Source organism: Culicoidibacter larvae, assembly GCF_005771635.1.
Lineage (GTDB): Bacteria > Bacillota_I > Bacilli_A > Culicoidibacterales > Culicoidibacteraceae > Culicoidibacter > Culicoidibacter larvae.
In genome coordinates, this window is sequence record NZ_VBWP01000007.1 from 1 (window position 1) to 25,099 (window position 25,099).

A 25,099-nucleotide genomic window follows, 5' to 3' on the forward strand; every position below is an offset into this window, starting at 1 on the left:
GTGTACGTACGGTTCGGAGGGGAGTTCACGGAAACCTAATATGGTAACATATCAAGGCGCCGGGTGCTTACCCTACACTATTGATAATGAACTGTGCATACAAAATTGTGTTTGCCGCTGGCATCGTTGTAGTCGCAAAATCCCATTTGTTGCCTCCGGTTACCGCATCATACCAACCGGTAAATGTATAGCCGGTTTTCACAGCATCTGCCGGAGCAGTTGCTGTGCTATTATAATTGATAGTTTGCGCTGCCGGCTTGGATCCTTCACCGCCGTTGCTGGCAATATCGAAACTCAATGTGTATTGATTTACTGTATATTGAGCAAATAACGTTAAGTTATTTGCCGGCATTGTTCCAATAGTAAAATTCCACTGATTTCCGCCAGTTGCTGCATCATACCAACCATTGAAAGTATAACCAGTCTTCACTGGTGCCGCTGGCTCAGTAATTGTGTCACCATAAGTAACTGAAGAAGTAGTTTCAACGCCATCATTATTGAATGTTAACGTGTAATTATTAATAGTAAATTGGGCATATAGGGTAACATTTGTTGCCGGCATTGTGTTGGTAGAAAAATTCCACTGATTTCCACCAGTTGCTGCATCATACCAGCCGGTAAAAGTATATCCGGTTTTTACCGGCGTGGCAGGTGTCGACGCTGTATTACCATAATTAATTGTCTGCGTAGTTGGTGCTACGCCTTCACCACCATTGCTGGCAATATCAAATGTTAACGTATACTGGTTTACAGTATACTGCGCATATAGTGTATCATCTGCTGCACCTACAGTATATGGAAAAGCAACTTTGCTACCGCCGCTTGTTGCGGTAAACCAACCATTATAAGTGTACCCTTCGCGGATTACCTCAGGTTCAGTCATAATCTGCTCACCAGGATATCTTTTTATTGTTGTTTCTGCTGTACTTCCGCCTTGCGCATTCATTGTTACTGTTGTTGGGGTAATAATCCCGGCATTAACAACGATACTGCTTGCACTACTTGGTGTAATACTAGCCGTTTTCGCACTCTTATGATCACTAGTTTCAGTAGGCGTTGAACCACCGCTAGTCACCGGACTAAAACGAGTTGAATCATCAGTATTAGGATTAGTAAATACAATATCAACATTTTGATTCTTATCCAGTCCGAAGAACTCATAAACACCATCTACACCATTTTTTTCATGACTGACAACTGTATCAAGCAAATTGCTAGTTCCCGCTTCATACACACGCACCGTCACACCATTGCGTCCGGATTCACCAGCATCTTGGAGCCCATTCCGGTTTAGATCATTAAATACCGTTCCGGTAACGATTCCGGTTTTCAGGCGAATCGCTACTGGTTCACTTGGATTATAACCAGCACTGCCATCAATCACGCGGTGAATCCGCGCTGAATAAATATTTGTCTTCCCGGCATTAGCTTCAGGATTTGGATCAGTCAATGCTAACGGGAACTCAACAACATCATTCGTGCCATCAACAATACTGTCAGTAGTAGTAATTTTTACCATACGAATATCATTTTTATCAGCAATAGCATCCCACGAAACAAATTCGGACGAGTCCTTATTTGTTTCGTAACTTGTTGCATATAGAATCTGGTAATTTAAAGCATTAACATCTGTGTTTAGTTCTTCTAAAAGTGACACTGTCCACTCAAATGGTGTTTTCTGCAAATGAATTCCGGAATTGAAATCCGCTGGATTATCTGGCATTAAGTTTGTTGCTTCGCCAGCTTTTGGTATTGGTACCAAGGCCGTGTAACCATCAATTGTTTGTCCGGAATTATTAGTCACTGTTAATTGATATTTAGCATTTCCCTCAGGATTTAAATTAATAATTTCTTTTTGCGTCATATAATCATAGCTGACCCATGGACCATCATTTAAGTTTGCCGCACTGGTAACCGTAAAACTTTTTTGCGCCTGAATTTTTAATGTTGTTGTTGATGATGGAGTACCAACTGCTTTGATAGTATTACCACTTCCATCAACATTGAAAATATTGGCATTATTATATTGATTATTACCACCATTGCCACCAACCGCTACAACACTCATTCCATTCATTGGTAAAATTTGAGCGATATCTTTACTCGGAATGCTGGTTGTTGGTGCTGTCGGTTTTATTTTTACACTATAATCAACCTGAATGGCTGGGTAATAATTTAAAGTACTATTAAAACTTCCTAACTTAACTTCCGGAAGCGTCAGTCTGTAAACCCGATTTCCAGTATTATCAGTTGTTGGTGTTACCGTCATTTCGGCACTATCCACTGTATATACTTCATTACCCCAAGTAACCTTGATTGAACTCTGATCAACGATTAAATATTCACCTTCACGCAAATAGATTTCAAACCCGGTAACTACTCCAGCACTATCATAAGTATAAATATATGAATTTTTATTAAACCTTATACTCATCGGAACTATTGTTCCTGAACTTTTTACCGTGCTGCTAAAGCTTTCAGTTGTACTAAAAGTAATCTTCTTAGCATCGACAACAGTCATTGTATTGGTAGCATGCTTGGCACTTGCATCGGTAAATGATTTATCACTATCAACCATTGATGCAGTCGCAGTGAATTTATTAGTTGCCGGACGACTAATCATGTGCCCAAAATATTCCAACACTAATGCGTAGTAATCTGTTAAAGGTCCAACGCTGCCATTCATACTATCTGGAGCATTAGTTCCGGCCGGAATAGTATCAGCTGTATAAGTAATATCAGCTATATACTCATCGTCAGTTATAGTCCCCAAATTCGCCAAAACAATATTTGCCAACCTGATTCTTCTAGTTGAATTATATGTTCCAGTCAATTCATTAATTGTGAAAGTCTGCCCTTTATTAGTTGTAATTACGATATTTGTCGCTTTGGCGCCAAATGCGATACGTACTGCCTTAACACCATAAGAAGCATCATCGAATTTCATTTGAATATTCTGTGCTGCAGAGTCATTAGGAGTTAAATTAGTAAGTGCAAATCCACCTAAGGGAACAATATCTTCACTATCTTGCAATGGATTATAGGCAAAATTAGTGTTGCCTGATATACCGGCTAAAGCAACATTACTGGCAGTTGATGAACTTACAATAATTGTCGGCCATGCTGCTGTTGCCGTTGGATATAGAGCAAAATTAGGATAGTTAATATATTCACTATGTCCATATAATTTTGTTTTTGAATCCACTAACAACAATTGATAGGTTCCATCTGCGGCGTCTGCCGGTGGTTGGAACTGAAATGAAAAATATTGATTGCCGACCGGTGCCTTATCCAAAGTCATAGTAACCAGATCATATTGACTGTCACTCGTGCGATCAACAGCAACAATCATATTGCTAGTACTATATTTTCCATTGGGTTTAATCCCTTGCAGTCCGGCATTTTTATCAATCTTCCAAGTAAAGGTAATCTCTTCATATAAAACATCTTTGTACTGATTAAGCGGAACTGATGCTCCAGCCTGATCAAGAAAATTGTTAATTGCCACTGTTTCTCCAGGTTTTACGTACATTGATTGGGTACTGCCATGCGAATAGATAACCGGACGATATAATCCACTGATTGTATAATTTTCTAACTTCTCTTCAGTCACTACACTGCCATTTTCCAGTTTCTGTACTGTAATTGGATTTGTATAACTTATTTGACTATCAGTAAGATTGAAACCAATATCCGACTTAATAGCTAATGATAGATTAATCGCTGTTGTCCCCGGAGCAATATCATATGTTAATGTTCCGCTGGCTGGCTGATAAAATCCTTTAATTATTGGATCCGGTGTCCAAGTCGCGCCGATAATTTTCCCTTGCAAATCATCCGGCAATGTCGGTGAACTAGCATCAAATATCCATTTTACTGTATTCCCGTTGTAAGCTCCATTTGATTTTAAACCTGGCCCGGATTCAATCGCCAAACCATTTTCAATCCGGATAACCAATTGATGACTGGTAATTGTTGGTGAATCAGTAATTGGTGCACTGATTTCCAATGTCTGTGAACTAATTGAAGACGTATAATTCTGATAAGTCACACTATTGTCAGCTGTACTTAAATCCTGTCCATCGAATGTCGCGAATGGCTTTACCTCTGCCCTCAACAAGCTTCTGGTAGCTGCTGCGCCATTACCTACCTCAACAGCCTCAACCGCGTTTTCTCCTGCAACCTCTGTATCATCAGTTGTTGCTTCCTGCTCATTAGCATTCGCCGCGCTCTCATCCTGATTCGCATCTGCTTCCGTAATCGTATCATTTTCTCCGGTAAAAGCACTCACCGGTATATTAATTTGTGCACTCAGCACCAGCAGGGCAATTGCCACTGCAAAGAATCGCTTAAAAATATTTTTACTCATTTTAAGTGTCCCCCTTAACCTATTTTTATATCAAATTAATTTTATCAATCCGCCGAACCTGTATCAAAGAACTACGGCATAATTTTTGTGAACTTTTGTGATAAGTTTATGTGAAAACTCATGGAAAAGAGAGTGATCCCCCAATCACTCTCTTTTCTTATTGTTTTTATCCATGAAATCAAGAACCGCCCGCATTGCTTTGGAAGTCCACAAGTATTGGATAATTAAAAATAATAATGGTATCAGTAACATGAAGATGGCCGAAACCTTTAAGATATCGAAAAATATTGCTTCCGAACCGAGAAATTCCTGACTTCCGGGATTATCGTAATAAGTTTCAAACCACACATCATTTACACTTGATATTTTATTGTCTTCTGAAGTTGAAGCCATCACAACTGTCGCCTTCACTTGTATTGTAATTGACTCATTGGCACCAAACATCACCCAGTACTCGCCCGGTTCAGTCTTCACCTGCCCATGATCAACAATCGCAATTGGAATCTCCGCTCCTGTATCCGTCTGCCAAGCATATGCTTGTGCCCGCTCAATCCAATCTGCATCAGTAAAACTCGCAGCCTCTGCTACAGTTACCATAAATGAATGCGCATCGATCACAATATTTCCAACCACAACCGCCGCATCACTCTTCACTGTCACCATAACATCCCTAGTCATGACTGCGCCATTTACCCGATACGATATCGTTACCGGATAACTCCCCGGTTTATACCGATTCTCAACCAGCCGTTCCGTCTCTGCCTGAATCGCTTCGCTCTCAGAACCATATACCGGCTCATATGCCGATACTCGCGGCGCAGCCAAAAGCAACAATAGTACAGCAGTCAGTCCGACAAACAATTTGCGCATCATGCTTTCACCGCCTTGTCAGCGGAGTTCGTTTTTACAGCACTTGTCGTATCAGCAAGTATTGGTAAAACTACATTCAACTGCACACCATTACCAATCGCTTCAAAACTGCATGTACCTTTGTACTCTTCAGCCATACTTTTAATCGTATGCATCCCGACGCCGCTGCCAAATACATTATTTCCGTTGCTGTCCGCCCGATAAAACAAATCAAAAATGCGGTCAAAGTCAATGTTTGAACGATCCTGCTTATCATTATAAGCAATAATTTTCAAAGCATTATCTTTTGTATCAATAAATAATTCAAATTTACCATTGCCATCTGCATATTGGCTGGCATTAGAAATAATATTATGGATAATTTGCTTAAATTCGAGTCTTACTGCATGCACTATCAATGACTGTGGTGTTTCTAAAAACACTTCAATATTATGTTGTTCAAAAAATGGTGTAAATAATGCTAAAGTTTCACGGACTACCGGAACAACATCAAAATCTTCAGCCCTACCAACCATATCCATTGCCTCGGTGTTAATAACCTGTAAAGTTTCATTCACTTGATTCAAAAGCAGTTCATCATTTTTAACTAACCGCTCCAGCAATCGACTTATCTCTGGATTATCATCAATATTATCCTGAATTCGTTCAACATACAACATTGAAACATTAATCGGTGTTTTTAAATCATGCACCAGCGCACTACCTAACTTGCTCTGGTAAATAATCCGCTCCTGACGCCTCTGCAACTCTAACTCAAGCCGAGTATATTTCTCATCAATACTCTCAATTTTCTCCTGCAAATCTTCACTGAATTCGCCAAGATCCTCCGAAAGAGAATCATACTCGGTACTGCTATCTGGAGCAGCAACCTCTGAAAAACGATACTCTTTTAGATTCAGAATATTTTTCTGCAAGCGTCGCAACGGCATAATTAATTTACGAAAAATAATCACTACCAATATCGTGATAATTAAACATAAGATGATTACCGTACCAATAACTATTGACATAATCAGTTCAAAAAATCCCTGTGACTCGAATTTATAAATGCCCAGCCAAACTTGATATGTTCCAGAATCTGAATTAATCTGGAAGGCACTCTGGTAACTTAAAGAGTCTTCGCCAAGGACTTTGCTTAACTCAGCAAAATTAGTTTCCTCATTAGTCGAGAACACCAAGTTATTTCCCTGCTTTACAACAAGTTCAATACTATTCTTTTGGTCAATAAGTTCAAATGCCGAGGCTAAAGCCGCAGCATCTGAAATTTTAAAGGCATCCTCTACTTCATTTCTGATTACATCAATCCTTTGCGAACTGAAATAAGCATAGATTCCAGGAATGTTATATATCACTGTAGCTAAAACCATTACCAGCAGTAAATAGAAAACACTAATCGCATAGAACCCAGTCCGCCACTTTTTACTGCGTCTTTTGTTTTTATTCTGCCCACTCATAGCCTACTCCTCGAATTGAATACACACAAGTTAGCTTTAGCTTTGCCCGCAACTTTTTTAAGTGAGTATCAACTGTTCGTATGTCGCTAAACTGCTCATTGCTCTGCCAAACCTGCTTGAAAATCTGTTCGCGTGTCAGCACTGTGCCTTTATTCTCTAAAAAAAACACCAATAAATCAAACTCGCGCATTGTTATATTCACCAATTCACCATCTTTATATACCCGGCGATTGCGGATCTCTACCAAAATATTTTGGCTGCGACTAAAAAGTTCTTCTTCCACAACAAATTTATTTTTCTTTAGAACCCGTTCAATACGAGTTAATAACACTTTCAGTGAAACTGGTTTTTTTATAAAATCACTCGCATGAAGTTCAAGTCCGCGAACTTCATCATCCTCATCATTTGAACCAGTTAACATAATAACTTTAGCACTATTGTCTAGTTTCCTGATTAATGTTAGCAACTGTAATCCGTCAATTGACTCCATTTTCACATCACTGATAATCAGGTCAAACTGTTCTGCCTTGAATAATTTCAATCCATCACTGGCATTATCAGCAACACGCACTTGATATCCTTCTATTTCAAGAAATTCAGCAATTACATCACGGAAATTAGTGTCATCATCGACAAAAAGAATTTTCGGCATAAAGTTCCCCCCATTCAATATACACAATACTTTACCATATCGCTCAACAAAATGCCAAATATTTTTAATAATAATATAATCAGTTTCTATTATATCATTAGTGTCAATAAAGTTTTATTGTTTAAAAAAAAGCCTATCATTTATAATAGGCTTTTCCATATTTTTATACCCGTACCCGTGATAAAAATTCTTTCGTACGGTTATGTTGCGGATGTAAGAAAATTTGCTCCGGTTCGCCTTCTTCAACAATCACACCGCCGTCCATAAAGACAACTTTATTTGATACCGAGCGGGCAAAATCCATCTCATGAGTAACTACTAACATCGTTAATCCCTCAGTAGCTAAGTTCTTCATAACCTCAAGAACTTCACCGACCATTTCCGGGTCAAGCGCGCTGGTTGGTTCATCAAACAGCAATACTTCCGGATTCATTGCCAATGCCCGAGCAATCGCAACCCGTTGCTTTTGCCCGCCGGAAAGTTGCTCAGGAACAGCATCTTTGAATGAATCCATACCGACTTTTTCTAACAATTCAAGAGCTATTTGTTCAGCTTCTTCACGGCTCTTTTTCAGTACCTTACGTTGTGCTACCACACAGTTTTCTAATACAGTTAAATGTCCAAAAAGGTTAAATGATTGGAAAACAATACCAACCCGAGTGTGTAAATCTATTGGGTTCATCTCTTTAATACTTGTTCCTTCGATTTTTACATCACCTGATTCAAATGTTTCTAAAGTGTTGATGCAGCGAAGCAAAGTTGATTTTCCTGATCCGGAAGAGCCAATAATTGAAACAACCTCACCTTTATTAACGGTAAAATCAATACCTTTTAATACTTCAATATCACCAAAGGATTTGTGCAAGTCCTGAATTTCGATAATAATACTCATTATTTTTCCCCCTTCGGATTAAAGTGATGCGGAGTTGTTGTTGACATCGGTAAACTTACTTTTCGTTTTTTAGATTTCGGATCAATTCGCCGTTCAACAATTTGCAGAATATATGCAACAATCATGGTTAAAACAAGATAAATAATACTTGTAATACAGAATGTTTGGAAGACTTTATATGTACTTCCGGCAATACTTTGTGAAGTAAAGAATAACTCCATAACTGAAATAACACTCAATACAGATGTATCTTTAATATTAACAATCAATTCATTACCGATTGCCGGAATTGCATTGCGGACTGCTTGAGGCAAAATAATACTAATCATTGTCTGCCACTGTGTCATCCCTAAACTCTTGGCTGCTTCAAACTGGCCATCATCCAAAGACTGGATACCGCCACGAATAATTTCCGCCATATACGCCCCGGTATTAATAGTAACAACGATAATCCCGGCAATAATATTCCCAAAGATAATATTTGACCAAGAGAACCCCGGTAACATCATCGAAACGCCATAATACACAATCATCGCTTGCACCATCATCGGTGTTCCCCGGAAGATAGTAATATAAATATTAGCAATAACTTTACCAACTCTGCCCATCCGAATAATTGATACCAACAAACCAATTAAGAAACCAAATACAGTCGCAAAAATTGAAATAATTAAAGTGACAATAACCCCATTTAAAAATGCATATGCATTATCTTGAGCAATTTGTCCAACCTGTGCAAAAAATGTTCCAACCCCATTAAAGAAACCAATAACCGGATTTACATCTTCGGTAGCAGTTGCCGGCTCATCACTATCTGCAGCTCCCTGACGATCTACCGCTTCAGTCATAAGCTGTTCCCGATCTGCTAAAGTAATTGTAGCTAAGGCACTGTTGACTTCGCTTAGCAACGCTTCGTTACCTTTGGCAATCCCTACCGATACCGCTGTTAATGATTCATCAACAACCATATCATCAAGGCGAATATAAACAACATCCGGATTCGATTTCGGAATTGTTTGTCCGGTTGAATCCTCAGCAATAAATGCATCGATTTCTCCCGACTGTAAAGCCACTGTCATTGTTGGAAAGTCTTTCATAGGTGACAACTTTGATGCCCCAGTTAACTGATCCATCAAAGCCACATGCGATGTCCCCATCTGTGCAGTTACTTTTGCATCTGCAAAATCTTGCACACTCGTTCCGCCAGCATACTTACCATCTTTTTTAACAATAACGCCAAATTTACCAATATAGTATGGATCGCTGAAATTAATTTCTTGTTTACGCTCATCAGTTGGTGACATCCCGGCAACAATTGCATCAATTTCGCCAGCTTGTAACGCTAGAATTAATCCATCCCAAGAGGTTTTTTTAATAACTAATTCTTTGCCCAAGTTATCGGCAATCTTCTTAGCGATTTGTACATCATAACCGTCGCAATACTGTCCGCCATCAATACTTACTGCTGTTGCACTAGGATCTGACTGAGTCCAGTTCCACGGTGCGTAATTACATTCCATACCGACAACAAATGTTGAATCATCGGCAGCAGTAACTTGAATTGCTTGACCTAATGAACTGACTGCCCCAAATACCAGCGTTGTCAATACAATAAAGGCAACTATAAATTTATTAAATTTCTTATTACTCGTTCGAATTTGCTCAATCATTTTTATTCTCCTTGACTCTGACGGTCAATTGCGGCATCCATCAATTGCGACCGTTGCTCTGTTGTAATTTTTGATAATGCTTCATTTACTTGATTTAATAATTCTGTATTTCCTTTTTTAATACCTACCGAAACTGCCGCCATTGACTCATCAACAACAAAATCAGCAATTGGAACATATTTTAAATCCGGATTGGTTTTAGGAATTGTTTTACCAGTTGACTCCTCAGCTACATAGGCATCAATTTCGCCAGCCTGCAAAGCAACTGTCATCGTTGGGAAGTCTTTCATTGGTGCTTGCAATGATGCACCGGTTAATTGATCCATTAACTCAACATGGAAAGTTCCCATTTGCGCCGTTACTCTGGCACCACTGAAATCCTTAACCGAAGTAGCATCTTTATACGGACCATCTGCCTGAACCATCATTCCAAAACTACCTAAGAAATACGGATCACTGAAATCAATTTCTTCTTTACGTTCAGCTGTCGGTGACATCCCGGCAATAATCGCATCGATTTCACCAGCTTGCAACGCAAGAATTAAACCGTCCCAAGAAGTCTTTTTAATAACTAACTCTTTACCCATGCTCTCAGCAAGCTGGCGAGCAACTTGCACATCATAACCATCACAGTATTGACCACCATCGATTGCTACGGCAGTATCACTTGCCACTGACTGGGTCCAGTTCCACGGCGCATAATTACATTCCATACCGACAACAAATGTATCGCTGCTTGTGCCATTATTAACACAGCCAGTCAATATACCTGCTCCCATTACCAAAACTGCTAAACAACTTAAAATCTTTTTCATCTTAGTTCCTCCTAGTTTTCGTAAACAAATAAAGAAAGAGCCCTGAAATAGCAAAACCACTCAAGACTCATATTGTCAATAATAGTACCATTCCACACTGGAACGAGTGGTAGTGATATTCTCACTACCCCCATGCAAAACTTATGCCTAAGCTGTACATTCGGCGATGGTTACCTTTGGGAAATCTCTTTGCATGCCTGCTCAATCTCTTACTCTGATACATCGCTACCTCTATTTGTTTATTCAATTGATTATTGTTATTCTAACATGTTCATTTGTGAAAGTCAACGGAGAACATCCGGAATGGCGCAGCTGTTCCGGAATTCGCAAAGAGCCCACACAACTATTTATCGGAACAGCATTTTAAAAATCGGGGGGCGATTTGTATGTTGCTCGTTAAATAGATGTGTGGGCATTGCTTAACTATTGGTGAAGAAGGGCTTAGGCCTCTTCTTCACTCTTGCGTTTTCCCACTAAGAAGATAAACACACCACCAATTGCCAAGCTGCTTGTTCCGATAAGCACGCCATAAAGCAATGAATCGTCGCCGGTAGTCGGCAGTGTTGATGTATCATCCACAACGGTTACTACAAATGTGGTTTGCAGTGTTGTTGAAGTTGTTGCTTCTTGTGCCAATAATTCACTGTTTGCAGCAAATGTTTGTGGCATTGTTGTTGGACTGTTCGGATCTTCATAAGCAACTGTTGCATTATAATCACCTACTGCCGGATTATCCAGCAATGTGCTAAGTCCCAGTGTAAGCGGTGTTAGTAACGTTCCATTTTCAGTTTCCCAAGCTTGGGCATTACTGCGAGATAATATTTCATCTTTTAATGTTCCCGCCTGAATATGATTGTTTACTTCGCTTAATTTTATTTCGAGGTTATTGGCACTGATATTCCATACTCCGGTTGCAACTAAATCTTGCCATTGAGCAACTAGTTGCAGCCCGCCCGCAGGCATAGTAATTGTACCAAATACATGGGTATCACCATCATACCAACCTAAGAACTTATGGCCAAACCATGTTGGTGTTACCAAAGCATTAATATCAACAGTGCTATCAGTTGGTTGAATCAAATCTGCAGGTTGCGAACTGATATCGCCACCATTTACATCAAAAGTAATTGTTTGGTCCAGTGCCGTCCAATGAGCCTCTAATGTTAACCCTCCAGCAGGTACCGTAGTAATTCCGCTGTATTGCGTATCAGCAACAAACCAGCCATCAAATTGGTATCCAGGTTTTGAAGTAATTGCTTGATCTAAGTCAACAGTGGTATCTGTTTTAGCTGTAATTGAAGCTACACCGCTGCCACCCTTACTGTTGAAACTGATAACTTGATCATCAGCAGTCCATTTTGCCTGTAATGCCAAGCCGCCAACCGGCATTGTAATAGTTCCGCTATGTTGAACATCACCACTATCAAACCATCCAACAAATGAATACCCTGCACGAGTCGGTATTGCTACCGCATCTAAATCAATACTTGAATCAGTTGGTTGTACAATATTTGCCGGTCTACTTGTCATCAAACCGCCATTTACATCAAAAGTAATTGTTTGATTATCAGCACTAAATTGAGCATATAAAGTTTTGTTTGCCGCAGGCATTTTATGGCTATTAAACAACCATTTTGTGCCGCCGGTTGCCGCATCAAACCAACCGGTAAACGTATATCCAGATTTAACCGGAATCGTTGTTGGTTCAATGATTAATGCATCATATTCAACCGTAGTCGTTGTCTCTGTTCCTTGGTCATTATATGTCAATACATAACTATTTATAGAATACTGAGCATATAAAGTTATATCATTTGCTGGCATTTTATCTACCGCAAAGTCCCACTCGGTACCACCGCTTGTTGCGTCAAACCAACCAGTAAATGTATATCCGGTTTTGCTTGGTGCAGTTGGCTCAGTTACCAATTGATCATAAGTCACACTCAAAGTTGAAGTTGCACTATCATTATTGAAAGTAACCATATAGTTATTAATAGTAAATTGAGCATACAGTTTTACATCGTTTGCCGGCATTTTATTGGTTGAAAAATTCCACTGTGTTCCGCCGCTCGCCGCGTCGAACCACCCGACAAATGTATAGCCGGTTTTTACCGGTACAGCAGGTAATGTCGCTAAAGTATTATATGTTACTTGCTCATTAGCTGGCGCTGTTCCTTGCCCGCCATTAGTTGCAATATCATAACTTAACACATATTTATTTGCAGTATATTGCGCATACAAAGTAGTATCCAACGTTCCCACTGTGTATGGGAACGCCACCTTACTTCCGCCAGTGCTAGTTGTAAACCAACCATTGAAAGTATAACCTGTAGCTGTTGCCGCAGGTTCCGCTACAATTTGCTCACCAGGATATTTTTGTACGGTTGCATTCGCACTCGTACCAATACCTGGGTTCAAAGTAATCGTAACCGGGGTAATAATTCCGGCGTAAACTGTATCAAACCCAGTTGCACTTGGTGCAATTCCTGCAGTTGTCGCCTTACTGTTATCCACTGCTGGTGATGGTGTTGAACCACCACTTGTTACCGGTGAAAAACGTGTAGAATCATTTGTGGTTGGATTAATAAATACAATATCAACATTTTGATTTTTATCTAATCCTAAGAACTCATATTGACCGTCAACACCATCAATTGTTTTTGTTGTAGTTGTTTCAATAACCGTTGTTGTTCCTGCTGCATAGGCAATAACAGTTATACCGTTACGACCAGTTTCAGTGCCATCTTTAACACCATTGCGGTTTAAGTCATTAAACACATTCCCTTTAACAACTCCGGTTTTTAAGCGAATTGCAATTGGTTCACTTGGTTTATATCCAGCTGTTCCTAAAATCTCACGATAGATACGTGCTGAATAAATATTAGTGTTTCCGGCATGTAAGTCTGCATCGGTATCAGTTAATGCCAACGGGAAACTCAATGCTTCACTAAAGCCGTCAGCAACTGCATCATTGGTTACTATTTTTACCATCCGAATTTCATTTGGATCAGTAATTGCACTCCATGAAACGAAATTAGCTGAATCTTTATCAGTTTCATATGTTGTTGCATATAAAACTTGATAATTCAGTGTTCCTGCTGGAACGATTTCTGCTAATAATGAAGCCGTCCAAGAGAATGCCTCTTTTTGCAAGTCAACACTAGCATCAAAATTTGCCGGCGTACTAGGTGTCAAATCAGTTTTCTCACCATATTTAGGAATTGGAATAAGTGCGGTATAGCCATTAATCGTGCTTCCTGAATTGTTTGCAACCGTTAATTGATATTTTGCATCTCCACTTGGATTTAAATCAATAATTGATTGATTAGACGCATAATCATAACTTACCCATGAACCATCATTAAGATTCGCAGCTGTAGTAACGGTAAAATCCTTTTGTGCTTGTATATTGATATAAGTATCTTTGCTTAGTGTTCCAACACTTTTTGTAAGATTACCACTGCCATCAACATTAAATTTATTAGCATTATTGAAGTATGCCGTGTTTCCGTTACTGGTTACCTTGACATCATTAGTTGGTACAACCATTAATAAGTCTGCTGCATTAACCGCAACTGTCGGTGCACTATTAGCTACTTTCATTTCATAGGTAATTTCCATATTACTATATGCGCTTCCATTCGGTTTAAACTTTCCAATAGCAATATCATCAACATTGATTTTCCATGTCTTCAGGCCCTGATTGTCTGTTCCCGCAATCGGAATTAAACTCCCATCAGCTGTCGAATAAGTAATTCCTTCCCAAACTATTTTAATACTTGAAGTATCAATTTGGAAATACTTATCTTCACGCAAATAGATATCAAATCCGCGTTTCAACATCATCGTACCGGCAACCTCTGAAGACAATGTAAAAGAACCATGAACCGGTATTGTATTACCAGCTAAATAAGGTTGTGTACTTAAAGTATTACCACTATAAAACGAAATTGCTCCGCCAGTTGTTATCATTGACATTGTTAAAACTTTATTTTGAGCATCACTCGCTGAAAAGTCCCCGACCGCACTTGGCACCACTTCGATTATTGCGTTGTACTTTTTAGTTGCTGGTACATCTCTAATTACTCCTGAAAAAAGACCTGGACTTAAATCCCAACGTTCATATACGATTGTTGAATTACCGGCACCACGACCAGATCCACTTAAAAACCCCGTTGATTCATAGGTAATGTTGACAATATAATCATCTGCATCAACATCGCCATAACTACTCAAATTAAATGTTGCATAACTTGTATTCGTGTTAATCCCGGTAGAAGTAATCGATGGAATGGTAATAGTTTTTCCCTTTTCAGTATGCACAACTACATTGGTAGCTGGCATGCCATAACCGGTAACTAAACGCACCATCCGTACACCAATCGTTGGATCATTAAATGTAAGTCTTATCATCTGATCATCAACGTTTTTAGCAAAATTATTTGCTAATGAGTAAATACCCAACGGTTGTAACTCTTCATTGGTTAAATCTGGATTAATATAAATATTGCCATTTACACCATCAATTGCTAACTTATTCTCAAATGGTTCAGTAATAATAATGTTTTGCTTATGAACATATCCATTATTCATGACTTTATCAGTTCCAAATGCAATTGCTCCACCAGATACGCCGTTAATAGCATATGTCCCCGGTGTTGCTGTTGCAGAGCTTGCAAAATTAATTTTCACTTTTTGGCCGTCAATTCTTATTTCTGAAAAAGTTATTGTTAAAATATCTTTTGTTGAACTAGAAGTTGAATCAATTGCATAACTTAATTGTGAGCTATTTAATCTGCCATCACTGCTGGTGACGCTTTGTACACCAAGAGCTTTATCGATTTCAAATACCAATACCTGTTTTTTGAGCAACACATTAGCTGCAAAACTATTTGTATATGATGACCCAGCTGTAGATAAGTAATATTCAGTACTTACTGAATCTCCAGCATCAATATATTGAGTAATGATTCCACTAGAACCACCAACAGAATAAAACTGCATTTGAATTGTTCCGGTAATTGTATAGTTCTCTAAAACTTCTTCATCAATAATTGTCTCAGTTCCACCAACATTAGCACTTGTTGTTACTGTCAACATGTCAGTAAATGTTCGACTACCGTCATTTGCGCCAAAAGCTAGATCAAAAGCTGTTTGTATTGATAACGACACATTCGTTGCACCCGGTGCAACATCCAGCACTAAAGTCCCGCTTTTAACCCCATATTCATATACCATCGGGTCAAGCGTAAATGTCCCATTAGTAATAATTCCTTGTAATTGTGTTGGCAAAGCATTCGCATCAAATATCCATGTACGATAGTTATTACTCATCACCATACCGGGTATTGAATGAAAGCGCAAGCCATTTTCAATACGGATTGTAATCTTGCGATTTGTAGTTGTTCCGCTGCCATCAAAACTTGCTAATACATCCAAAGTTCTTGGTTGATTCGTTGCATCACGAACATCATAACTAACATCTGTGTTGCCGCTTAAGTCGGTTCCATCAAAGCTCGCTAATCCCACAGAGAATGGTGAAGCAACACCTTGCTGCGCCATTGCTGCAGCTTCGCTGCTTTCTTCCTCAACACTACTGCCCTCGTTATTCTCAGTAGTTTCTACTGTAGTATTCTCACTTGTTAGGGCAAATACCTGCCAATTATTTTGTGACACCAATAAAAGCATCACAGCTAGAATGGCTATACTCCCTTTAATCCATTTTTTCATGATATTATTGTCCTCCCTTGCGTACAAGCATTGTGCCCATACCACAATAATTAATTGAATCTCTATTCCTTTCAATCATATCAAAACAGTACTTCTGAAAGCAAAGTACTGTCGCGTAAGTTCTGTGATTTTTGTGTTATAATTACTTTTTTCACATTATCTTGTCGTTATATGAATGACCTGTCTCACCATTTTACTCGTAACAAAATACTGCACCACCAAAATAATCAAAGGAATAATTAAAATCAATAACATGAGCATTTCCAAAAAGAAATACATAAAGTTTGTCCAAAAGCTTGACGATAAACCCTCATTGATGTAAAGCTCCTCAGACCAACCACCTGTATGATTGGTCTGAAAATAATTTGCTATCACACTTGGCTCAACAACATGCACCTGAACTTGCGTCTGCAAACCAGCATCCACAGCAAAAAAGAGCGGGTAAACTCCCAACACCGATTTTACCTGACTGCTATTCACCGAAGTAACCATAACTTGCTGTTGTGTCTGAATATCCCAGGCAACAGCATGAGCAGCAGCAATCCAATCTGCCGCCTGCATTCCGGCAACCTGGTCACGACTAATGGTAATATCATTGGCATCAATAGCCATGTTATCAACAATCACCGTATGCTCGCCACTTATCGTCAGCAAAACTGTTTCCTCAACAACCTTACCATTTGCCTCATAACTGATAGTAATTGGGTAAGTCCCTATACCTACCCCTTGTTCCTTCAGCTTCGCCAACTCCGCCTGCTCCGCCGCCTCGCGATTCGGATACGGCGTCGCCACTTTGGCAAAAACACCCTGCGTCATTGCCCAACTCAACAAGACAACCGCAAATGCCATCACTAAAAATTTACATCTACGCATGCTGTTCACCACCATTCAAAGGCAGCTCAATAATCAACTGCACACCTTCATCGAAAGCCTCGAAACGACAAGAACCCCGATGCTGCTCAACCATACTCTTAATCGTATACATGCCAACACCGCTGCCAAAAGCATGCTCGTTATTCCCGGCCCGATAAAATAAATCGAAAACCTGATCAAACTGAATCTGCGACACATCAGCCTTGTCATTGTATGCGCGAATCCAAACCATACCATCCAACTGATCAATCTCCAACTCAAAACTACCACCAATATCAGCATACTGCGAAGCATTTGAAATAACATTATGCATAATCTGCTTAAACTCAATTTCATTAAACTGCATCAACAAAGACTTCGGCGCATCAATAAATGACGCAATATCCCGCTTCTGAAACATAGGTTGAAACAGCCGTAAGGTGGCACGGCTGATTTCAACCACATCAATCTCCCTCGACTCTTGCAGTTTACTCACTTCATCCATACGTAAAACTGTCAGCACCTCATTGACATCATTCAACACCCGATTATTATTCCGCAGCAAAACATCAAAAGCATCCGCGTCCGACGCCGGAGCAGATTGTGCCATCTTCTCAGCTTGAATCGAAGAAATATTAAGCGGCGTTTTCAAATCATGTACCAAAGCAGTAACCAACTGCTCCTTGTAGTTGCTGCGCTCTTGCCGCGCTTGAAGCTCTTGCTCAAGACCAGTATAGCTAACTGTAAACGACTGCAGTTTCCCTTGCAAATCTTCAGTAAACTCAGTTAGTTCTTCAGAAAGCAAATCATAATCTGAAATTTCCTGACTGCTGGCAACTTCATTCAAGCGATATGATTTCAGTTTGAAAATATTATCGCGCAAGCGTTTAAGCGGACTGACCAATTTACGGAACATATAAAACAATAAACCGGTCATAATCGCACATAACAAGACTGCTCCGCCAAAAGTAATTAGCATAGCAACGATAAAAAATTGTTGAAAATCAGTTTTGTAAATAGCCATCCAGACCTGATAAACCTGATTATCAACTTTTGTTTCGTAAGCCGCTGAATAAGATAAAGCACGTGTATCAATTGTTTCCTTCAATACTGAAAAGTCAGTTGTTGGCATCGTATTAAATACCACATTAGTTTCAGTTACCACAACTAACTCCATTGCCGTATCATTAACAATCGCTTCTAAAGCTTCAGCATCATTATCAGCAAGCGCCTGATTGACACTTGCCACAGTATTCTCAATGTTCGTTTTGGTTAGCTGGTAGTAAAAGGTAGGTATATTAAAAATAAAAATTCCTAATAACAAAACAACAGCTGCATAGGCAACCCCAACAATAATGATTGTTCGTTTCCACTGTATCCTCTTGGATGAAGTCTTACTATTCAACCCATTCATATCCTACACCCCGTACTGAATAAATTGATGTCAAATGCAACTTAGCACGAATCTTCTTAACATGTGTATCAACTGAACGTAAATCTACAAAGCCATCATAATGACGCCAAACTTCATGTAATATTGCTTCACGCGAGTGAACAATATTACGATTTTGCAAAAAGAAAACCAGCAAATCAAATTCTTTCTTAGTTAAATCAACCGCCTCATCATTACGAAAAACTTTTCGCGGCAATATCTCCACCACAATATTTTCCGTAAGACTCATTAGCTTATCGCTGCCCGCCTGTTGCTGTTCGCGTAATACTCTGGCGATTCTGGTTAAAAGCACCTCAATCGATACCGGTTTTTTGACATAATCATTAACCATCATCTCTAATCCGCGAATCTCATCATTATCATGATTTGAACCAGTAAGAACGATAACCCGTACTAAAGGATCTAATCTACGCAACAACGAAAAAAACTGCAAGCCATCAATAGCTCCCATTTTCAAATCAGTAATAACCAGATCAAAAATGTCAGTCTTAAAAATTTCTAATCCCTCTGTTGCATTGCTGGCTTTTACAACCTCATAGCCCTCATGCGTAAGAATTTCTCCAATAAAATCCTGATACTCGCGCTCATCATCCACAAACAAAATCTTGTATCCCATATTTAATTCCCCCGTAACATGTTTTCCATTAAAACTTTATCATAGAAACATCACACTTGGCAAATCACGATTGTTTAATTTCATTGGGGAAAATAGAAAAAAGCTTGAAACATCAAGCTTTTTTTATCTAATAATATTTCTCTAGACATACTGCTAACAACCAATTTTTATGCTATATTTTTAACCCCAAAGTTGAAATCTGCCAGTTATCGCATTAATTGCTTCACTGGTTCCACATAGAATTACACCGAGATATTCAAGATCAGATTCTTCAACATTCGAAAGCACTTCAACAAGCTCATCATCATGACCGGTTACAAGCATTTCTTTAGGGTAATCAGCAATTAATATACTGCCATTTTCTCTGGCAGCATCAATGACTTTTCTAAGCTTATTCTGCCTTACTTTCGTAGTTATAAAAGGATACTTTGCAATACCTAAATGTTGCGTACCACTCTTATCAAACAAAGGGTTCTCCCCCATAAATTCTCTATTAATATTAGCCCCGATTGCCAGCGCTAAATGACCAATCACATTACAGGCAATACCACTCTCTAGATTTGATGCCAAAACCGCAACAATCTTCTTGTCTTTGTAATTATAACTCATATTTTTCTCCCTTATTTATTTTTATAATAAAGGAGGAAATCTCTGTGCAAGAACCTCAATTTTCGCCCAAAGCACCCCACCATTTTTATCCCTGGAATAATTGCACATAAATCTCACCACCCTGTATTTCGTCATAGATATTGTTATTATTATACCATACTTACAACAAACAAAAAAACATCTCCGAAGAGATGTTTGTTTTTCTAATGGGGCGACCGACGGGAATCGAACCCGCGGATGTCGGAACCACAATCCGATGTGTTAACCACTTCACCACGATCGCCATATTATAAATATTTTATTGGCAGGGGCAGTAGGAATCGAACCCACAATGACGGTTTTGGAGACCGTAGTTATACCGTTTAACTATGCCCCTAAATGTACTGCCTGGGCCTATCCGCAACCAACAATTCAAACCATATCAGCCAATTGTCACTGCTCTTACTATTCTATCATAACCACACTATCGCTGACAAGTATTTTTTCACGAAAACGCCTATAAAAATCAGCACTTCATTTTAGCTCCAAAAAAGCAAAACCGGTCGCGAACTTGATTCGCGACCGGTTTCCCCTTCCTATAAATCTTCACCATTAGAATGACAAACTTTTTGATACCAATAATAGCTATCTTTTTTAATTCGCTTGCCGCTTCCTTGACCATAATCATCCAAGTCAACATAAATAAAACCGTAACGCTTGCTCATCTCTGACGATGAGCAGCTCACTAAATCAATCGGTCCCCATGGATAATAACCAATCACTTCAACGCCATCACTAATTGCTAATTTCATTTGTTTAATATGTTCACGATAATATTCAATGCGATATTCATCATGAACATGACCATCAGCAGTCAACTCGTCGTGACAACCCAAACCATTTTCAGTAATCATGATTGGTAACTGATAGCGATCATAATATTCATTCAAAGAAATGCGCAAGCCAATCGGATCAATTGACCAGCCCCACGGATTTGCCGGCAATTCCGGATTGATATACGCCGAATTAAGTTTCTTCGCACTTTCAGCATCAGCAATTCTCGTATAGTAATATGAATATGTCATAAATTCAGCAGTATTTTTCAAGTCCTCTTCATCACCATCATAAAACTTAATATCAATACCTTGTTCTTCAAAATAACGGAACATATATTTAGGGTATTTCCCTCGTAGTAAAACATCTGCGGTAAAATACTCAATTTGATTTCGTTGTAATGTCGCCAACACATCTTCTGGTTTTGAAGTGGCTGCATATGCGCCGCCATGATAAATCATCATACCAATTTTAAATTCCGGACTAATTTGTTTTGCCAGCTTTGTGGCCCGACCACAAGCAACCAATTCATTATGAATCCCTTGATACTTTGCTTCTAAAATATTGTCAACTTTATCCTCAGGAATACCTAAGTGATTAAATGATTCAAAAACTATCAGATTAATTTGATTCACTAAAATCCAATACTTAACTTTGTCTTTGTAACGTTTGAAAATCGTCTCACAATACTTGGTAAAGAAATCAATCGTCTTACGATTATACCAACCATTATACTCAATCGCCAGATGTAATGGCATTTCATAATGGGAAACAGTAATTAATGGCTCCATTCCATTTTTGATAATTTCATCAATTAAATCATCATAAAATTGTAATCCTTCTTCATTAGGCTCACTTTCATCCCCATTAGGGAAAATACGTGCCCATGAAATTGATGTACGAAAACTATTCATACCCATGTCTGCCAATAACTTTAAATCTTCTTTATATGTATGATAAAAGTCTATTCCGTTCCGTTTAGGAAAGTATCCTTTTTTATCATTAACTAATGTGTTAATATCTGCTGTTGTCAGTTCACCATTAGATTTTTCATCAATTGGCATATCAGCTTCATAGCGATTAATATCGGCAACACTTAGTCCTTTACCACCTTGATCAAATGCGCCTTCAAGCTGATTGGCAGCAACTGCCCCGCCCCATAAAAAATGCTCAGGAAACTGTTTTGGATTTTTCTTCATTTTATTCTTCCTCTCTATACTGTAGACAGATTTTCTGCAACATCTGTCTCTTTCATTGTTTCTTCTTGTTCAGTCGCATGTTCTTCTTTTAAGAGCTTAGCTTCATACATTTTAAAGAATGGAAAGTAGATAAGCCCGCCTACTACAAAATTGATAACTACTAATATCACACCTTGAATACTGGCAGTAACTAAACCTCCGGCAATAAAGGATGGTACCGTCCAAACTGCTGCCAGCGGATAAGCCATACCGGGAACAATTCCAGTAGTAAAGCCAAGGTAAGTTATAATTGTTGTCACAACCGGTCCTATAACAAATGGTATTGCTAAAATCGGATTCAAAACAATAGGTAATCCGAAAAGCAATGGTTCATTAATATTAAACACTCCCGGCAGAATACTTAAACGGCCTAGACTTTTTAGTACTTTCGATTTAGAGAAACACATCAATGCACAAAGCGCTAATGTTCCGCCGCCACCGCCAATCCACAAGAATGTAAAGATAAACGGTTGAACACCAATGTTAGGAATTGGCAACCCACTTGCGGCTGCAGCCATATTTGCATCAGAATTAATAAGCCAAATCGGCAACATAATTGCTGCTAAAATCTGCGGGTGTATCCCAAAGAACCACATAATACAGGTAAGCAACACATAAATCAGTGGTGCCCAAATTGAATTGGCCGAAACACCTAATAACGGCGTTACAATTGTACTAATCAAAACATTAATATCAAAACCTAATAAGTGTACAATTGCCCAAACAAGAGTTGTCGAAATTGCGATTGGAATCAATGATTCAAAACTACTACCAACGTTACTAGGAACTTGCTCCGGCAATTTAATACCAATATTATACTTCTTGCATAACCGCATAATTTCAACAGCCAAAATAGCTGTAATTATACCGCTGAACATACCTGCGCCACCTAAAAATTCAGTTAACAACGCACTCCCCAAACCATCTACAGATGTAAAATTCAACGTCATTAAGAAAGTAAACAAGGCTGAAATTCCACCAGCAACAGAATCAAGTCCATAAGATTTTGCTAACCTCGAACCAATCCCATACGAAGCATAAATAGTTAACAATCCCATACTCATATTAAATGGAATCATCAGTTTACCAACAATTTCCGGATTTGCCGCCATAAAATCAACATACGCTTGCGGCCAAGGCAAATAGGCGATTAGTAAAAAGATAGAGCCAATAACCGTAATTGGAATTGTGGCAATTAAACCATCACGAATAGCTGCCAAATGTCTCTGGCTTGAAATCTTTGACATGACTGGCATCAAGCGATCTTCAATGCCCTCCATAAACTTATTCATAATAAATCACTCCTTATATCTTCATTATCAGATACTCAAAGCAATAACTCAAGGAAGTGTATTTTCCAAATTTGGAAAACGGTTTCTAAAAAATGCCTCAGCTATAAAGCCGGGGCACTAAAGATTATTGTCATAAACAAAAGGGTTAAATACTTATACGATATATAATTTGATTGAAAAATGCTCTCTGGAGTTCCTAAGGAAACAACCTCATCAAAAAGTTCAGCTTCCTGAATATCATCCTCTTTACCACAGACAGCTACCATGTAAATTTCTTGTTCTCGAATATGGCGCAGCATATCAATATTATCATTGATCCACTTGCCAGTCAGTGAGAGAAAGAAAATAAACCGTGAATCCCGGCATAAGTTATAAACAACATCTTGCTCTGCATGGCGTGATAACTTGAATACATTAACATACCTTTCTTTAGCAATCTCTTGAAATAAATTACTTGGTCCAAGTGCATACGATGGCGTAATAACAACCCCATTACAATCACTACCGATAGCACCACTGATTTGCTGCATCTGCTGTTGGTCCAAACGTGAATAAATCTGCTTAGTCAGTTGCTGGTCCTGTTCCATCAAAAGAGAAAAAATATCACTCTGTTGCTGCTCTTCCGATAATTGCCGCATCTTGGCAAAAGTATCCCACCCAGAATACACCTCAATATCATTGCGCAACTCATAGAAGCTCTTATAGCCAATCTTTTTGCAAAACTTAGTAACACTTGCCGGTGTCGTCATTGCTTCCTTAGCCACATTCTCAATTAATATCTCAGGAAACTCATTCCGCTTTTCCATAAGCACCTTAGCAATCATGTAATCAGTTCCCATTTTAGTACAACGAAATAAAAACTCAGACAATTTATTATATACGTGAGTAGGATCTTCCCTGTATTGATTCATTCTAATCGCTCCCGCCTCTGTCCTGATATCACAAGTATAACATTGTTTCCATTGCTTTTATAGAGGAAGAAAGCTGCACACTGCTGCCAAGCAGCAGTATGCAGTCTCCCTGAAAATAAAAAAGCAACAAGTATAAAGTCAGAAACCTCATATTTGTTGCGATTAATTTTAGATGGTGGGCGGGGACGGATTCGAACCGCCGAACCCTAAGGAGCGGATTTACAGTGCTAGTTTATATAACATTACAGCTACTTTATAGCCACTTGAGTAAGTTTCAACTTACTTTTATACCTTATAATACCATTTAATATCACTAAGATGTGATAAATTTGTGATAATTATCAACCTGTATTAAAACAATAAAAGCAACCATATAATTACGGTTGCTTTTGTAACGTCAAAATTTCTATAAAAAATAAATCAATACTATTTTCACTTGTACCCGTCTGTTCTATTCTTATCAACTATATATCTTTTCAATCGCTTATTCACCAAAACCCCTAAATAACCACTACCAAAAGCTATTAATGGATATAGCAATACATAAAACCAAATTGATAGCAAATATGGGTAGGTTATTAGAAGTAAGATTCCAAAGGCAAACGGTGCGAGTATTGGAATTATCATAATTTTTTTACTATTGATACATCCATAAATAAAAGTTGCAATAATTGTGTATATTGGAATAAAAAATGTCATTAAGAATGCAAACCCAAACCCAGCACTAGATGACGAAATAAAGCTAAGAGGGGAAAATATACATAGTGCAATATATCCTAATAGTAAAAACAAAATTGATACACCGGCAATTAATAATGACTTATATTCTTTCATTTCATTACCTCTCTCCCTTTATAAAAATA

16 protein-coding genes and 2 tRNA genes are annotated in these 25,099 nt (G+C 38.6%); all 18 read right to left on the reverse strand.

Annotated features, from left to right (window positions below):
* Window positions 1-67 precede the first annotated feature (67 nt).
* The 18 genes from FEZ08_RS12570 to FEZ08_RS08265 all read right to left on the reverse strand — a co-directional run bounded on the left by FEZ08_RS12570 (window position 68) and on the right by FEZ08_RS08265 (window position 25,070).
* On the reverse strand, window positions 68-4,369 hold the full coding sequence (locus FEZ08_RS12570; protein WP_138191254.1) for an InlB B-repeat-containing protein: 4,302 nt from the start codon (window positions 4,367-4,369) through the stop codon (window positions 68-70).
* 144 nt (window positions 4,370-4,513) lie between these two features.
* On the reverse strand, window positions 4,514-5,242 hold the full coding sequence (locus FEZ08_RS08185) for a hypothetical protein (RefSeq protein ID WP_138191256.1): 729 nt from the start codon (window positions 5,240-5,242) through the stop codon (window positions 4,514-4,516).
* Entirely contained in the window at window positions 5,239-6,693 is a 1,455-nt protein-coding gene (locus tag FEZ08_RS08190; RefSeq protein ID WP_138191257.1) for a sensor histidine kinase, read from the reverse strand. Before FEZ08_RS08190 ends, FEZ08_RS08185 begins: the two co-directional genes overlap by 4 nt.
* Window positions 6,677-7,345, reverse strand: a complete 669-nt coding sequence (locus FEZ08_RS08195; protein WP_138191259.1) for a response regulator transcription factor — start codon at window positions 7,343-7,345, stop codon at window positions 6,677-6,679. Before FEZ08_RS08195 ends, FEZ08_RS08190 begins: the two co-directional genes overlap by 17 nt.
* Before the next feature lie 163 nt (window positions 7,346-7,508).
* Complete coding sequence (locus FEZ08_RS08200; RefSeq protein WP_138191262.1) at window positions 7,509-8,237, reverse strand: amino acid ABC transporter ATP-binding protein; 729 nt, start codon at window positions 8,235-8,237, stop codon at window positions 7,509-7,511.
* Window positions 8,237-9,907 (reverse strand): ABC transporter substrate-binding protein/permease, encoded by a 1,671-nt coding sequence (locus tag FEZ08_RS08205; protein WP_138191264.1) that lies wholly within the window; start codon window positions 9,905-9,907, stop codon window positions 8,237-8,239. The genes FEZ08_RS08200 and FEZ08_RS08205 overlap by 1 nt, the downstream gene beginning before the upstream one ends.
* A 2-nt stretch (window positions 9,908-9,909) precedes the next feature.
* On the reverse strand, window positions 9,910-10,722 hold the full coding sequence (locus FEZ08_RS08210) for a transporter substrate-binding domain-containing protein (RefSeq protein WP_138191266.1): 813 nt from the start codon (window positions 10,720-10,722) through the stop codon (window positions 9,910-9,912).
* Between the two features lie 441 nt (window positions 10,723-11,163).
* A complete protein-coding gene (locus FEZ08_RS12575; protein ID WP_138191268.1) occupies window positions 11,164-16,452 on the reverse strand; it encodes an InlB B-repeat-containing protein in 5,289 nt (1,762 codons plus the stop codon).
* Between the two features lie 156 nt (window positions 16,453-16,608).
* Window positions 16,609-17,325 (reverse strand): hypothetical protein, encoded by a 717-nt coding sequence (locus FEZ08_RS08220; protein WP_138191270.1) that lies wholly within the window; start codon window positions 17,323-17,325, stop codon window positions 16,609-16,611.
* Window positions 17,318-18,718, reverse strand: coding sequence for a sensor histidine kinase (locus FEZ08_RS08225; protein ID WP_138191272.1), 1,401 nt, complete (start codon window positions 18,716-18,718; stop codon window positions 17,318-17,320). Before FEZ08_RS08225 ends, FEZ08_RS08220 begins: the two co-directional genes overlap by 8 nt.
* The gene (locus FEZ08_RS08230) at window positions 18,702-19,373 is read right to left on the reverse strand and encodes a response regulator transcription factor (protein ID WP_138191274.1); all 672 of its coding nucleotides are present in this window, start codon (window positions 19,371-19,373) and stop codon (window positions 18,702-18,704) included. The genes FEZ08_RS08225 and FEZ08_RS08230 overlap by 17 nt, the downstream gene beginning before the upstream one ends.
* A 180-nt stretch (window positions 19,374-19,553) precedes the next feature.
* Window positions 19,554-19,982 (reverse strand): DUF2000 domain-containing protein, encoded by a 429-nt coding sequence (locus FEZ08_RS08235; protein ID WP_138191276.1) that lies wholly within the window; start codon window positions 19,980-19,982, stop codon window positions 19,554-19,556.
* Window positions 19,983-20,189: 207 nt separating this feature from the next.
* Window positions 20,190-20,265 (reverse strand) — tRNA-His (locus FEZ08_RS08240).
* A gap of 19 nt (window positions 20,266-20,284) precedes the next feature.
* Window positions 20,285-20,358, reverse strand: a tRNA-Trp gene (locus FEZ08_RS08245).
* 199 nt (window positions 20,359-20,557) lie between these two features.
* On the reverse strand, window positions 20,558-21,994 hold the full coding sequence (locus tag FEZ08_RS08250; RefSeq protein ID WP_138191278.1) for a glycoside hydrolase family 1 protein: 1,437 nt from the start codon (window positions 21,992-21,994) through the stop codon (window positions 20,558-20,560).
* A gap of 14 nt (window positions 21,995-22,008) precedes the next feature.
* Window positions 22,009-23,325 carry a PTS sugar transporter subunit IIC gene (locus FEZ08_RS08255; protein WP_138191280.1) on the reverse strand — a complete coding sequence of 439 codons (1,317 nt, stop codon included), beginning with the start codon at window positions 23,323-23,325 and terminating at the stop codon, window positions 22,009-22,011.
* A gap of 101 nt (window positions 23,326-23,426) precedes the next feature.
* Complete coding sequence (locus FEZ08_RS08260) at window positions 23,427-24,236, reverse strand: MurR/RpiR family transcriptional regulator (RefSeq protein ID WP_138191281.1); 810 nt, start codon at window positions 24,234-24,236, stop codon at window positions 23,427-23,429.
* Between the two features lie 432 nt (window positions 24,237-24,668).
* A complete protein-coding gene (locus FEZ08_RS08265; RefSeq protein ID WP_138191283.1) occupies window positions 24,669-25,070 on the reverse strand; it encodes a hypothetical protein in 402 nt (133 codons plus the stop codon).
* Window positions 25,071-25,099: the final 29 nt, after the last annotated feature.